Source organism: Mesorhizobium sp. B2-7-1 (genome assembly GCF_006440735.1).
Classification (GTDB): Bacteria; Pseudomonadota; Alphaproteobacteria; order Rhizobiales; family Rhizobiaceae; genus Mesorhizobium.
Window position 1 is genome coordinate 1 of sequence record NZ_VFUA01000068.1, and the last position, 14322, is coordinate 14322.

The window sequence follows — 14322 nt, forward strand, 5'->3', positions numbered from 1 at the left end:
ATTTTCGAACTTGAGTTCGACGCGTCCTTTCATCGGCCCCTTGTTGACCGCGACATTGGCGACGCGCTCCATTTGCTGGCGCCAGTCATTGCCGACGAAATTGTTGGAAAGGTAGATGGCGTAGGTCTTCTTGGCTTCGGCATGGCCGGATGTCGCTCCGACGCACACTGCGAATCCGGCAAGCGCCACCAAGCCGGCGCACAGGCTCCTTGATTGCATTGTCTCCTCCTATGTTCCTCCCCGGCCGGCGATGGACTGCGCCATCTTGATCAGACACCGGGCCTCACGACGGCCGTGAGCACGGGCGGAATTCGGACGCTCCTCGCCCGCCGCCGGCACTTCAGCCTAGCTATCATGCTATTATAATTTTATAGGCCTGTCCATGCGCCCATCAGCAGAAATCGCACTTTAGAGCGGCCTCAGGACAGGTCGTTCGGCGCGTCGTAGGTGATGCTGAAAATATCGGCCGGATGGCGCGCGACGGAGAACTCGATGCTGCGCTGGTCGGCCGACTGATAGAGCATCTCCACCGTCAGCACCGCGCCGCCCAGCGAGATGCCGAGATCAGTGGCTACCGCCTCATCGGCGATTTCGGCGCGCACGGTGACATGCGCCACATCGAGACGCAGGCCGAGATGCTTCTGCACCGAGCGGAAGATCAGCACGTCGGAAAAGTCTTCGCGCTTCAGCCTGGCGCCGATGTCTGGGGGAAAGTAGGTGGTGATCTGCGCCTTCCTCTGCTCGCCGATCGACAGCACGCTGCGCAGGCAATAGCCCGCCTCCTCCTTGCCCATGCCGAAATGGCGCTGCAGCACGGGGGAGACTTCCTTGCGATAGGATTTCACCATGAGCTGCGCGTCCTTGGTGAAGGCCGCCATGTCGGCGAAATTCTTGAACTTCCAACTCAGATTGACCGACGGGCTGCGCGCCGCGACCACCGCCGGCTTCGCCGAGCGCTTCTTGATCAGTCCGTCGGCCTCGAGATCGCGCAACGCCTGGCGCACGGTGATCAGGCTGACCCCGAAATGCTCGGCGATCGCCGCCTCCTTCGGCAATTCGCCGCCGACAGGAAAGGTGCCGTCACCGATCGGCACCCGCAATATGTCGGCGAGCTGGCGATACAGCGGCCCGTTGGAACGTCCAAGCGTGCGCCTAGGAAGACTGTCGATGGTGGGAACGGTGTGGTCCATGAGCCTCGTCGCGTCTGTATCGAAGCTTTTATAATAGCTTCCGCCGCCCGAGGCTATCGCATGACGCGCAAAACTGCGCAGGGTTACGACACCGCCTAGACGAAGAGCCGAAGCGGGTGCTCGATCGCCGATTTCAGCGCGGCGAGCCACGCGACCGAGGCTGCCTCGTCCACACGCGCGGCGTCCGCGGTTAGCAGGCATTCGGCATTGTCACCGGTGGAGCTGACCGAGACTGTCAAGCGCATGGCCCGGCCCGGCAACAGCGGCATCATCATTGGCCGGATATCGCCTGGCGGCAGCTGCTGCACGGACAGGGTGGCGGGTTTTTGCGAATCGTCGCTTGTGTCCGCCTGGGCAGCAAGCCGCATCGCGCGCAGCGATGTCAGCGGCATTCCCGACGTGGTCGGGAAAACGACCTGACGCTTGTTCAGTTCGAGCGCCAGCGGCGCCTCGCCGATTTGTGCCGCGTCCGAAATCTCGCCGAACGCGCTACCTGCGGCGCGCAGCAGGATATCATCAATGTCGAATACCTTCCCCGAGCTCTCCAGCGAGGCCAACAATTCATGCAAGGCACCCAACGCGATCGATGTCGCGAAGGCGGCGATGCTGGACGCGGCAATCGGCGGCGCCGTGCCCGCGGCAAGAAGCTCTGACGGCGCCCCAGCCGCGACAAAGTCAAGCACGTCTGCGGCCAGGATGCGGCCACCCGGACCGGTGCCAAGGAGCGCCTCGAGCGGAAAGCCGCGCTCGCGGGCAAGCCGGCGCGCATAGGGCGAGACAGCCAGCCGCGATGCCACCGCAACGTTCATTTCAGATACTCGGAATTGACGCAGTTGGTCAGCCGACCCTCGGTGAGATAGGCATGCACGACTTCGATCGATTTCAGCCTGAGATCGCGCATCGCCGCGGGGCTGTAGAAGGCCGCATGCGGCGTCACGATCAGCCGGTTGGCGACCCATGGCTCGCGGCGCCGCCACGCCGCCAGAAGCGGATGGTCGAGATCGCCGGGTTCGTTCGGCAGGACGTCCAACCCGGCACCGGCGACCGTGCCGTTGCGCAACGCCGCTTCCAGCGCGTCGAGATCGACGATCGGGCCGCGAGCTGTGTTGACGAGGACAAGGCCGGACTTGGCGGCGGCGAAGGCAGCCGCGCCGAGCAGCTTGCGCGTTTCTTCACTCAACGGCGTGTGGACGCTCACCACATCGGCCCGCCCCATAAGCTCGGCCAGCGAATGCACTCGCTCGTAGCCGGTCGACAGGTCGACCCCGGACAGAAGATGCGGATCGTAGAACACCACCCTCATGTCGAAGGCGGCGGCGCGGCGGGCCACGGCAAGCCCGATGCGGCCAAGCCCCACGATGCCGAAGGTCGCGCCCTTGTGGCGGCGCACCAGCGGCGCCTTCGAGAAATGCCAGCCCTCGGCGCCATTGGCCGCAAGCTCGGCCGCATAGGCGGACGTGCCGCGCGTCAGCGCCAACATCAGGCCGATGGCATGGTCGGCAACTTCGGTGGTGCCATAGTCTGGCACGTTGCAGGCGGGAATCTTGCGCCCACCCCAGCCGGCCGTATCGATGTTGTCGAAGCCGACGCCGGAGCGCACCGCGATCCTGGCCTTGGGAAAGGCGGTCGGCGCGGCGGCCACATTATGGGTCGGCGAATAATTGATGACCGCATCGACCGCCTGGCAAACCGCCGGATCGAGCACAGCCGCCTTGTCGTTGGTCGAACGGGCGAGGATGAGCTCGATATCCGGATAGTGCTCGCGTTCGAGCTCGGCCTCGTCGGCGGCCTGCCAATTGGCGCACAGGATCTTCATGCTTGCCCTTCGGATCATGGGTACAGGTGATTATTTCTTGATGCCGCCGATGCGCCCGCCCATCGGCACCACGGCGCCGACCGGCTGATCGATGGCGCTGAGCATTCCGCTGACCGGCGCCTCGATCTCGACCACGGCCTTGTCGGTCTCGATCTCTGCGATCAGCTCGCCTTCCTTCACAGTGTCGCCCACCGCTTTCAGCCATTTGACGACCGTGCCTTCGCTGACGGTGAGATCGCCGAACGGCATCGTCACCGGCTCATCGTCGCCGGCGGCGGGAGTGAGAGCGGCTGGCGCAGCGGGCTGCGGCTTGGCTGGAGCAGGCTTTACCGGCGCGGCACTTTTCAGGCCGACCGTGTACCAGTGATCCGGCACCGGCGGTTTGCCGGCGATGACGTCGCGAACGCCCTCGGCGATGCGTCTCGTGTCGACCAGCATCGCGCGTTCCAGCACCGGCGCGAAGGGATGCGAGGTCGGTGCGCTGTGCAGCCTTCCCGGCGGGGCGTCGAGCTCGTCGAAGGCGAGCTCGTTGATCGCCTGGGCGATCTCGCCGCCAAGGCCGCACATGGCCCACGCCTCGTCGACGATGAGCAGGCGATGCGTCTTCCTGACGCTGGCGACAATCGTATCGATATCGAGCGGCATGACGGTGCGCGGGTCGACCACCTCAGCCTCGATGCCTTCGGCCGCCAAGGCCTCCGCGGCCTCCAAGGCGCGCTGCACCATCTGCCCGGCCGCGACGATGGTGATGTCCTGGCCAACCCGCGCGATCCGCGCGACGCCGAACGGCACATAATGCTCGCCGACCGGCACCTCGCCCTTTGAGGCAAACAGCGCCTTCGGCTCGAGCATGATGACCGGGTCGCCGGCTCTCAGCGCCGTCTTCATCAGGCCCTTGGCATCGGCCGGGTTCGACGGCACGCAGACGATCAAGCCAGGCATATGGGCGAAGACCGGGTGGTAGATACCGCTGTGATGCGGGCCGGAACTGCGCAGCGCGCCGGCGCCGACACGCACCACCATCGGCGCGCTCATGACACCGCTGGTCATGTAGCGCAGCTTCGCCGCTTGCAGGAAAATCTGCCCGGCGGTCTCGAAGGCGAAGTCGGCGAACATCAAATCGGAAACGGTGCGCGCGCCGGTGGCCGAAGCGCCGACGGCGGCGGCGGTGAACCCCTGTTCGGAGATCGGCGTGTCGACCATGCGATCGGCGCCGAACTCCTGCCACAGGTTCTTGGTGTGGGCGAAGCTGCCGCCGCGCTCGCCGGTGCCCTCGCCGAAATACAGGATCGCCGGGTTGGCGCGCATCTCCTCGGCAATGCCGTCGCGCACCGCCTCGAGCCAGCCTTGCGTTCGCGTCTCGCCGACGGCGCGCGGCTGCAGGGCGGCCGGCGGATTGATCGGATCGGCAAAGACATGCAGGCGCACCGTCGCCGGATCGGGCTCGGGCGAATTGCGGGCGAAGGTGAGCGCCTCCTCCACCACCTTCTCGATCCGCGCCTCGATGGCGGCGAGCGCCTCGGTGTCGGCGACGCCATACTCCTCGATCAGCCGCTTGCGGAACATGTCGATCGGATCGCGCTTGATCCAGGCGTCGAGCTCCTCCTGCGTCCTATACGTGCCGATGACCGGGTCGCCCTCATGATGGCCGACGGTGCGATAGGTCTTGGCCTCGATCAGCGTCGGGCCCTTGCCTGCCCGGGCGCGTTCCGTGGCTTCCTTCATGGCCAGCCAGACGGCAAAGGCATCGTTGCCGTCGACGGCGACGCCGGGCATGCCATAGGACGCGGCCTTGGTGGCGATCTCGGGATTGAGCGTGATCGATTTGAGCGGGGTCGCGGTGGCGTAGAGATTGTTCTCGCAGATGAAGACCGCCGGCGCGCGCTGCACCGCGGCGAAGTTGAGCGCCTCGTGGAAGCCGCCGTGATTGGCTGCGCCGTCGCCGAAGAAAGCGACGCCGATATCGTCGCGGCCCTGTTGGCGCGCGCTCATGCCGATGCCGACGGCATGGCCGATGCCGGCAGCGACGATGCCGTTGGTGCCGAACAGGCCGACCGAGCGGTCGTAGAGATGCATGGTGCCGCCACGGCCGCCGCAAATGCCGTCGGCCTTGCCGAACAGCTCGGCCATCACGCGCCCGGGGTTGGCGCCCTTGGCAAGCGCATGGCCGTGGCCGCGATGGGTCGATGTCACCCAGTCCGTCGGCCGCAAATGCGCGCAGACTCCGACGCCGGTCGCTTCCTCGCCGATGTAGAGATGCAGAAAACCAGGTGTCTCGCCCTTGCGGCAAGCGATCTGGGCAACGCTCTCGAAGCGGCGCAGCAACACCATGCGTTCGAACAGGTCGAGCAGGATTTTTCGGTCGGGCAGATTTGGCGCACCCTTGAAATCCTCGCGTGCGCGCGCCGCAGAAATTGCCACCAAAGCCTCCCATGAATCCGTCTGGCGCCGGGCAGACACGCGCCGGCGGCGAGCTTGTGGCTGCTCGCTTCGGGTTCATCATAGATTATAATAGCATAATGTCTACAGGCTCCAAGCAGAGCCTGCGAGGCGCAAGCGGAGTCACCGTTTCACCGAGCCGGCGAAACGCCCTATCGCTTTGTTTTGGCGCGGCTCCTGGCGGAAAACGCGCTCTAGTCCTTGGTGATGCGCACCGTTGCGTCGGGCCGCTGGAACAGCTCCGGCCGAAGGCTGAGGCCTAGCCCCGGCCCCTCGAGCGGCGCGACATGGCCGTCACTCATCGGCGGAATGTCGGCGACGATCTCGGTGTACCATCCAGTGAAATAGGCGCGCACGGCTTCCTGGTAATTGACGTTCGGCAAGGTGGCCGAGAGCGCGCAACTGGCGGCATAGACGATCGGTCCCGTGCAGTCGTGCAGCGTCACCGGCAGTTCGCTGGCCTCGGCCATGTTGGCGATCTTGCGCGCTTCGGAAAGGCCGCCACACCAGGCAAGGTCGATCATGATCACGCTGGCCGCGCGCTTGTCGATCAATTGCTTGAACGTCTGCCGCGTGGCCAACCGCTCGCTGGCCGCAATCGGGATCGACGTGTGGCGCGCGAGCTCGGCCATGGCGTCGAGCTCGTTATAGCGGATCGGCTCCTCCAGCCAGGCGACGTCGTAGGCTTTCAGCGCCTCGGCGATGCGCAGCGCCGGCGGCAGGCTCCAGAGCCCATGCAGCTCGACTATGATCTCCATGTCGCGGCCGACGGCTTCGCGGATCTTCTGGAACGGCTCCAGCGCCTTGTCGAGGTCGGCAAGCGAGATGCGGGTGCCGTTCGATGCCTCGGCTGCGATATCGAACGGCCATATCTTCATGGCGCCGATGCCTTCGGATTTCAGGCTCCTGGCGAGGTCGCCCGCATTGTATCGCCATGCGAGCAGGTCCTCATACGGCCCTTCGTTGGAGTCGCCCGATTTGAGCGACCAGTCCTCGCCGCGCTCGAACAGCGCGTTCTTCTTGCTGGCGCGCACATGCTTGTAACCGGCGCAGGTGTTGTAGATCGGCACGCTTCTGTGCGTGCGGCCGCCGAGCAGCCGCCAGACCGGCTCGCCAAGCGCCTGCCCATAGATATCCCACAGCGCGATGTTGACCGCGGAATTGCCCCGCACCTCGGCGCCGGAATCGCGCGCGCCGACATAGACGCTGCCCAGCATGCGGTCGTGCAGCTCGATATCGCGCGGATCCTTGCCGATGAGGTAGGCCGCGACATTGTCGTGGATATAGGAGGCGACCGGCCCCGGCGCCCAGAAGGTTTCGCCGGTGCCGATGAGACCGGCGTCGGTGTGGACGCGAAGCCAGAACAGGAATGGGAATTCCGCCAGCTGCAGCGTTTCAAGCGCGACGATCTTCAATTCTTCCTCCCGGCTCAAGCGGCCCGCGAACAGTAGCACAAGCCCGTTGACAGCCATCTATGGATACCGGTATCCATCGCGTCAAGATGACCTTGGGAGGAGGTTGGCTTGCCTGCTGAGATTCCAGACACCACGCCTCGGAGGGCGCTTGTCACCGGCGCCGCCGGAGGGCTTGGCCGCGAGGTGGCGCTGCAATTGGCCAGGCGCGGCTGTGCCGTCGCCGTCACCGACATCAACGGCGAAGGCCTGACCGAGACGGCCCGGCAAATCGGCCAGACCGGCGCGGAAGCCGAGATCATCGTCAGTGACTTCACGCTCGAAGGCGCGCCGGAGGCGGCGGTCGAAAAAGTGGTCGCGCGTTGGCGCGGCATCGACATCCTCGTCAACAATGCCGGCTATGGCGTGATCGAGCCCTTTCTCGACGCCACCTTCAAGGCCTGGACGCGCACGCTGGCCCTAAACGTCACGGCTCTTGCCATGGCTTGCAAGGCGGCCGGCCGGGTGATGCGTGAGCAGCGTTCGGGGCGCATCGTCAACATCACCTCGCCGGGCTCGCGCATGGCGCTGCCCGACTACACCGCCTACACCGCGAGCAAGGCCGGCGTCGATTCCATCACCCGCGCCGCGGCGGTAGCACTCGCGCCCTACGGGGTGCTGGTCAACAGCCTGGCGCCGGGCATGATGGACACCGAGATGCAGCGTTCGACCGAAGTCGATCTTGCCCGCGCCAATGGCCGCAACGATCTGCAGGCTTTCCTCGACGAACGCACGCGCCGCATTCCGCTCGGCCGGCGCGCCGAGATTTCCGAGGTGGCCGAGGCCGTCGTCTGGCTCTGCCTCGACGCGCCTCAATACATGACCGCCGAGCGGCTCAACATGTCGGGCGGGCTGGACAAGGACTAGGCATCGGATGCTGCGAAACTCCCCTCCCGGCAGCGCCGATGTCGCCGCGCTCGAACGCAAGGCGACGCTGCTGCGCCGCCACATGCTGACCATGGCGCGCGGCCAGGGTCAGGGCTATATCGGCCAGGGCCTCGGCATCGCCGATGCGCTGGCGGCGCTGTATTTCCACGAACTGCGCTACGACCCGCACAATCCGGCATGGCCGGATCGCGACCGTTTCCTGTTGTCGACCGGGCATTACTCGATCGCGCTTTGGGCTACCCTGGCCGAGGCGGGCATCATCCCGGTCGAGGAACTTGTCACCTATGGCGCAGACAACAGCCGGCTGGAAATGTCGACGCTCGACACCACGCCCGGCGTCGAGGTCATCGGCGGCTCGCTCGGCCATGGCCTCGGTCAAGGCATCGGCCAGGCGCTCGGACTTCGCCTCGATCGCTCGGACGCGCGCGTCTTCGTCGAGCTTTCCGACGGCGAGATGCAGGAGGGCTCCACCTGGGAAGCGGCAATGTCGGCCAGCCATTTCGAGCTGGATGGGCTGGTGGCGCTGATCGACTGCAACGGCATCCAGGCCGATGGACCCGTGGTGCTCAACATGGAGCCGGTCGCCGACAAATGGCGTGCCTTCGGTTGGGAAACCTTCGAGATCGACGGCAACGACATGAAGGCCGTCGTCGACGCGCTGGCCGGCGCACGTCAACGCAACCGCAAGCCGAAGGCGATCGTGCTGCGCACCCTGCCCGGTAAAGGCGTGCCGCGCATCGAGACCAGCGAGAAATCGCACTTCTTCCGCATCGACGTGGCGCAATGGGACGGCATCATCGCCGAGTTCCACAAAAGCATGGGAACCCGACAATGAGCGGCGGCGGCATTAAAGCCGGGCGGACGCTGGCCATGGGCCAGGACGAAGCCGTCGGCGGCGGCCGGCAAAGCGTGGAGGCGCCGTTCGGCCGGGCCCTGGCCAGGCTTGGGCAGAGCCGCCACGCCATCGTCGGGCTGACCGCCGATCTCGGCAAATACACCGACATCCTGCCGTTCCGGGACGCCTTTCCCGACCGCTTCTTCAACGTCGGCATGGCCGAGCAGAATCTGGTTGCCGTCGCCGCCGGACTTGCCCGCACCGGCAAGGTGCCCTTCGCCACCACCTATGGCGTGTTCGCGACACGGCGTGCCTACGACTTCGTCGCCATCGCGCTGGCCCACTCCAATCTCAACGTCAAGATCGTCGCCGGCCTGCCGGGATTGACGACAGGCTATGGCGGCACGCACCAGGCGATCGAGGATCTGGCGCTGATGCGCATGATCCCCGGCCTGACCGTCATCGACCCTTGCGACGCGACTGAGATCGAGGCGGCGACCGAGGCAATCGCCGAGCATCAGGGTCCGGTCTATATGCGGCTGATGCGCGGCAGCGTTCCCGTCGTGTTCGAGCCCGGCTACAAGTTCGAGATTGGCAAGGCGCGGCGGCTTCGCGAAGGCTCCGACGTCGGCGTCGTCGCGACCGGCTTCATGACCGAGCGGGCGCTGGATGCGGCGGAAGCCCTGCAGCAACGGGGTATCTCCGTCGGGGTGCTGCACGTGCCGACGATCAAGCCGTTCGACGCTGCGGCCGTGACCGAATTTGCCGCCTCCGTGGACCATATCGTTACCGCTGAAAACCATGTCATGGTCGGCGGGCTGGCGAGCCTTGTCGTCGAAAGCTTGTTCGAGGCCGGCATCGCGAAAAAAGTCACGCGCATCGGCCTGCCCGACCGCTATATCGAATGCGGCGCGGTGCCGACCCTGCAGGCGAAATACGGCCTCACCACCGAAGCCGTCGTCGCAACGATTACCGGGTTAGAACTCGCATGAAGATCACCGAGATCGAGACCTTTGCCGTTGGCGCCGGCTGGAAGAACTGGCTGTTCGTAAAGGTCCATACCGACAAGGGCATCCACGGCGTCGGCGAAGGCACGCTGAACGGGTTCATCAAGACCACCGAGGCGGGCGTGCATGAGCTCAAGCATCTCGCCATCGGCCAGGATCCGCGCCGCATCAGCGCGCTGGCCAAGCGCATGCTGGACAGTGTTTCGCTCGACGGCGGCCACATCCACCGCACGGTGATCGCGGCGGTCGAGGTCGCCTGCTGGGATATTCTGGGCAAGAGCCTGGGCGCGCCGATCCACCAGCTTCTCGGCGGGCAGGTGCGCGACACGGTGCTTGGCTATGCCAATGGCTGGTATCGCACCGAGCGCACGCCGGAAGCCTTTCTCGAATCCGCAAAGACCGTCCTGGCGAAAGGCTTCAAGGCGTTCAAGCTCGACCCGTTCGGCACCGCGCAAGGTTTCATTTCGCGCGAGGAGCTGGACCTTTCCTATGCGATCTGCCGCAAACTGCGTGACGAGCTGCCCTGCGACACGCTGATCCTGATCGACGTGCATGCGCGCTTCGCCGAGATCGCCGCACTTCAGGCAGCGCAGAAATTCGCCGATCTCGACATCTACTGGTGGGAGGAACCGACCTCGCGTGACCGCCAGGAGACCGTGCATGAGGTGGCGCACCGCTCGCCAATTCCCGTAGCGACCGGCGAGATGTACGACACGGTCGGCCAGTTCTACGCGCTTGCCGCCGGCGGCGGCGTCAACATCTTCCAGCCCGAGCCGATGTCGCTTGGCGGCATCGCGCCATCGATGCAAGTCGCCAATCTTGCTTTGGCCCACGGCAGCCATATCGCGCCGCATCAGAGCGGCGGACCGGTGGCGACGGCGGTATGCCTGCAACTGGCGGCGGCGGTGCCGAATTTCCTGATCCAGGAGCATTTCGACGCCTTCAACGATCCCTGGACCCGCGATCTGGTGACCTGGCATCCGACCGTCAACCCGGACAATGGCCACCTGTCGCTGCCGCAAGCGCCGGGCCTCGGCATCGATCTCAACCTCGATGCGATCAAGGACCATCCTTACGATCCCAACGCCTATCTCAACGTTCATGCCGAAGGCTGGGAGAAGCGCCTTGGGCGGCGGGAAGAAGCGGGAAAACCTGGCCTCTAAGCCGGCAAGGCGTTCCGCGAGTTCGTCATCCTAGGGCGAAGCAGCCGCGAAGCGACGCGGCGCAGACCTAGGATGACGACGCCGAGAGGCCTCGGCCAACAAGGAAAATCAGGCGCTTTCGCGGTCGATGATCTCGAAGCCGAGGCTGGTGACGGCCGGCACCTCGTCGTCGCCGCCCAGCCTCGCCAGCAATTGCCGCACGGCGCGCCGGCCCATGTCGTAGCGATCGACCTTCACCGTGGTCAGCCGCGGATAGAGCTGCGCGGCGAGGTCCATGTCGCCGTAACCGGCGATGGCGATCCTGCCGGGCACCGCCCAGCCCCGCCGGTGGCATTCCTGCACCGCGCCGACGGCCAGCGTGTCGCTGGAAAAGAAGATGGCGTCGATGTCCTTGTGCCGCGACGTGAGCATGACCAGCGCCTCGGCGCCGCCTCGCGCGGTGATCGGCACCTCGACCTCCATGCCGTCATGGTTCTTGATGCCGAGCTCGGTCAGCGCCGCGTGGTAACCGGTGCGGCGCTGCTGCAGGCGGTCATTGCCGTGGATCGGTGTCGAGACGAAGCCGATCCGCCTGTAGCCTTTGGCGGCCAAGTGCATGGTCATGGCGTAGGCGGTCTCGAAATTGGACACGCCGACAACCATGTCGATCGGATCGCGGCCCTTGACCTCGGAGATCTCGACCACCGGCGCGCCGCTGCCCTTCAACAAGGCGCGCGCCGTCTCGCTTTGCACGAAGCTCTGAAGGATCATGCCGGCCGGGCGCCAGCCGAGCAGCGTGCGTATCGCTTTCTCCTCGGCTTCCTGCGTGAACTCGCCTTGCACCAGGAGCATCGAATAGCCGCCCTCATGGCATTCATCGGACATGCCTTGCACCTGCTCGGCGATGCCCGAATTGATCAGTGGCGGCACGACCGTCCCGATCATCCGGCCGTTGCCGCGCATGCTGGAAGCGAGCTGGTTGGGCACGAAGCCGATCTGCGCTATCGCCTCCAGCACCCTGGCGCGCGTCTCCGCCGAGACCCTGCCGGGATTGGACAGGGAACGCGACACCGTTATGGGCGCGACTCCGATGCGTCTTGCGATCTCGCGAACCCCGAGGCGCTGCGACGAAGTGTTTCCGTCGGTATCGTCCCCCGACCCATCGGCCATCGCCAAGCTCCACAATGCACGATGCGCGAAGGGAAACCCAGCTCCGGATCGCACGACCAGCCTCATTCATAGCGGCTGCGGCGGGCGCTTTCCAGCGACCTGCATGGCATCGCTCGGCCTCTGAAATTTCGTCGTTGACAAGTTATAATATTATAATCTTAATGGCGCAGAGGAGCACGCCGCGATCGGCGTGGGCGCGACGTGCCGGTTGCGGGAGCCGATGGCGTGCGCCGTCAGGGAGGTCACGATGGAAAGCGCGGCTGACGTGGGCTCGCTGCCCCGGGATGGGCAATCGTTCCGGCGGCGGCTGATCGGCTTCATCGCCATCGGCGAAGTCGGCGTGCTGGCGGCGATGGCTCTGCTGATCGTCTTCTTCTGGCTGCTCGAGCCGGCTTTCCTGTCGGAGCGCAACATCCGGGCCATTCTCAACGTCGTGTCGTTCGTCGGCATCATCGCCATCGGCCAGACCGTCCTTCTAGTGGCCGGCGAATTCGACCTCTCCGTCGGTTCAGTGGCCGGGCTGTCGGCGGTGGTCGCCGCCAAGCTGATGACGGTGGCCGCGTTGCCGGTGACCGTCGCCATTCTAGGCGGGATCGGCGTCGGCGCGCTGATCGGCCTCGTCAACGGCCTGATCGTCGTCAGGCTCGGCATCCCCGCCTTCATCCAGACGCTCGGCATGCTGTTCATCGGCCAGGGCCTGATCCAGGTGGTGACCGGCGGCTATCCGGTCTATCCGCTGCCGGAGGCGATCAATACGATCGGCGGCGCCGACCTCGCCTTCGGCCTCGGCTGGAGCTTTGCCTTCTTCATCGTCGCGGCGATCGTCGCCGATTTCGTCCTGCGGCGCACCGTGCTCGGACGCAACTTCTACGCCACCGGCGGCAACCGGGAAGTGGCGCGCCTCGTCGGCATCAACACCAGCGCCTACAAGATCGGCGCCTTCATCGTTGTCGGCGCGCTGGCCGCGATCGCCGGCATGTTCGTCATGGCCGATCTCGGCAGCGGCGGCACCTCAATCGGCAGCGGCTGGGAACTGACGGTGATCGCCGGGGTCGTGGTCGGCGGCGTCAGCCTGTTCGGCGGCGCCGGCACGGTCGCCGGCGGCGTCGTCGGCATCCTGATGCTGAAGGTGGTGCAGAGTGGCCTCGTCGTCATCGGCGTCAATTCCAACTGGCAGCAGATCGCGGTGGGCGTGATCATGGTCATGGCCGTCGGGCTCGACATCTTGCGCCGCCGCTACTTCATCGCCGGCGCATAGCGGGCCGCCAGGGAGCAAGGAACCGCGCACCGACGACACATCGTCAAAAACGGCGGACGATGGCGGAGGCGGCAGATTTTACGCCGGCAGAACGCCGGTGAAGCAAGAGAGGTAGGATATGAAAATCGATCTGAGAAAGGGACTGATCCGCACTGCCTTCGCGGCCGTGGCGGTTGCCGCGTCCGTGGGTTCGGCGAGCCTCGCCCAGGCCGCCGACATTCACCTGCTCTGGGTGCAAGCGATGAAGGATCATCCCGTGCACCGGCTCATGCAGGCGGGTTTCCTCAACAAGTGCAAGGAGCTCGGCTACACCTGCGAAGTGGTCGGCGACCCGAGCGCGACGAATTGGGACATTCCGGCAACGCTGCCGCTTGCCGAAGCCGCCCTGGCGCGCACCAAATACGATGCGATCGGCGTCTATGGTCCTGATCCGGCGATCTACTCCTACATCTCCAAGCTCGCCAAGGAGGGATTCCCGATCGTGACCTGGCATGTGCTGCCACCGGAGGGAACGGTGCAGGGGCTGAAGGCCGCGACCGGCGAGGACATTGCCGGCGCCGGCCAGAACGCGGCCGTCGCCATCGGCGAAAAGCTTAGCGGCAAGGGCACCGTGGCGCTGACGCAAGGCGCGTCCAACGATACCGAGAACGCCATGTCGGCCGCCTTCCGCAAGACCATCGCCGAGAAGTATCCCAACATCAAGGTGCTCGACACCCAGATGGAAGGTTTCGAGCCGTCGGCGGCCGAGGCCAAGGCCGTGGCGATCCTGCAAGGCAATCCGGACGTGACCGCGGCCTTCGGCACCACCGGCAACAGCATCCAGACCTGGTCGGGCGCGGCCCGCAAGGCCGGGCGCGACGTCGTCATCATCGGCATGGACTATATCAGGCAGAATCTCGACCTGGTGAAATCGGGCGCCGCCTACGGCATCGTCGCGCAGCCGCTCTATGAAGAGAGCGCCAAGGTTGCAGAACTGCTTGGCGATCTCGCCCAGGGCAAGACGGTCCCCTACAGCAACCCGTTGCCGGCCAAGGTCATCACCGCCGCTGATCTCGACCCCTACTACAAGATGCTGGACGGCGCCGGCCAGTAACACCCATCGCCGGGTCCGCGGTTTGCCCGGACC

The 14322-nt window shown here is 65.5% G+C and carries 12 protein-coding genes and 1 pseudogene; 6 read left to right on the forward strand and 7 right to left on the reverse strand.

Going from position 1 to position 14322, the window contains the following annotated elements; all coding sequences use genetic code 11:
* From FJ471_RS22540 to FJ471_RS22565, 6 genes and pseudogenes are all read right to left on the reverse strand, one after another.
* A pseudogene (locus tag FJ471_RS22540) lies at positions 1 to 219 on the reverse strand (sugar ABC transporter substrate-binding protein); the annotation flags it as partial.
* Between the two features lie 200 nt (positions 220 to 419).
* Positions 420 to 1190 carry a GntR family transcriptional regulator gene (locus tag FJ471_RS22545; RefSeq protein WP_140806947.1) on the reverse strand — a complete coding sequence of 257 codons (771 nt, stop codon included), beginning with the start codon at positions 1188 to 1190 and terminating at the stop codon, positions 420 to 422.
* 95 nt (positions 1191 to 1285) lie between these two features.
* The gene (locus FJ471_RS22550; protein ID WP_140806948.1) at positions 1286 to 1999 is read right to left on the reverse strand and encodes an E3 binding domain-containing protein; all 714 of its coding nucleotides are present in this window, start codon (positions 1997 to 1999) and stop codon (positions 1286 to 1288) included.
* Entirely contained in the window at positions 1996 to 3006 is a 1011-nt protein-coding gene (locus FJ471_RS22555) for a C-terminal binding protein (protein ID WP_140806949.1), read from the reverse strand. The genes FJ471_RS22550 and FJ471_RS22555 overlap by 4 nt, the downstream gene beginning before the upstream one ends.
* A gap of 30 nt (positions 3007 to 3036) precedes the next feature.
* The gene (locus tag FJ471_RS22560; RefSeq protein WP_140806950.1) at positions 3037 to 5427 is read right to left on the reverse strand and encodes a thiamine pyrophosphate-dependent enzyme; all 2391 of its coding nucleotides are present in this window, start codon (positions 5425 to 5427) and stop codon (positions 3037 to 3039) included.
* A 212-nt stretch (positions 5428 to 5639) separates the two neighbouring features.
* Positions 5640 to 6860: a mandelate racemase/muconate lactonizing enzyme family protein gene (locus FJ471_RS22565; protein ID WP_140806951.1), complete on the reverse strand. Its 1221-nt coding sequence runs from the start codon at positions 6858 to 6860 to the stop codon at positions 5640 to 5642.
* A gap of 108 nt (positions 6861 to 6968) precedes the next feature.
* On the opposite strand from FJ471_RS22565, the gene FJ471_RS22570 reads away from it, so the two are divergent.
* The 4 genes from FJ471_RS22570 to FJ471_RS22585 are packed head-to-tail and all read left to right on the forward strand — an operon-like array spanning position 6969 to position 10789.
* Positions 6969 to 7763, forward strand: coding sequence for an SDR family oxidoreductase (locus tag FJ471_RS22570; RefSeq protein WP_140806952.1), 795 nt, complete (start codon positions 6969 to 6971; stop codon positions 7761 to 7763).
* Positions 7764 to 7770: 7 nt separating this feature from the next.
* A complete protein-coding gene (locus FJ471_RS22575) occupies positions 7771 to 8619 on the forward strand; it encodes a transketolase (protein ID WP_140806953.1) in 849 nt (282 codons plus the stop codon).
* Entirely contained in the window at positions 8616 to 9611 is a 996-nt protein-coding gene (locus FJ471_RS22580) for a transketolase C-terminal domain-containing protein (protein ID WP_140806954.1), read from the forward strand. Before FJ471_RS22575 ends, FJ471_RS22580 begins: the two co-directional genes overlap by 4 nt.
* Entirely contained in the window at positions 9608 to 10789 is a 1182-nt protein-coding gene (locus FJ471_RS22585; protein WP_140806955.1) for a mandelate racemase/muconate lactonizing enzyme family protein, read from the forward strand. Before FJ471_RS22580 ends, FJ471_RS22585 begins: the two co-directional genes overlap by 4 nt.
* A 108-nt stretch (positions 10790 to 10897) precedes the next feature.
* On the opposite strand, the gene FJ471_RS22590 is transcribed toward FJ471_RS22585, so the two are convergent.
* On the reverse strand, positions 10898 to 11938 hold the full coding sequence (locus FJ471_RS22590; protein ID WP_140806956.1) for a substrate-binding domain-containing protein: 1041 nt from the start codon (positions 11936 to 11938) through the stop codon (positions 10898 to 10900).
* A 247-nt stretch (positions 11939 to 12185) separates the two neighbouring features.
* Between FJ471_RS22590 and FJ471_RS22595 the strand changes: the two genes are divergently transcribed.
* On the forward strand, positions 12186 to 13196 hold the full coding sequence (locus tag FJ471_RS22595; protein ID WP_140806957.1) for an ABC transporter permease: 1011 nt from the start codon (positions 12186 to 12188) through the stop codon (positions 13194 to 13196).
* A gap of 118 nt (positions 13197 to 13314) precedes the next feature.
* Complete coding sequence (locus tag FJ471_RS22600) at positions 13315 to 14289, forward strand: substrate-binding domain-containing protein (RefSeq protein ID WP_140806958.1); 975 nt, start codon at positions 13315 to 13317, stop codon at positions 14287 to 14289.
* Positions 14290 to 14322 lie beyond the last annotated feature (33 nt).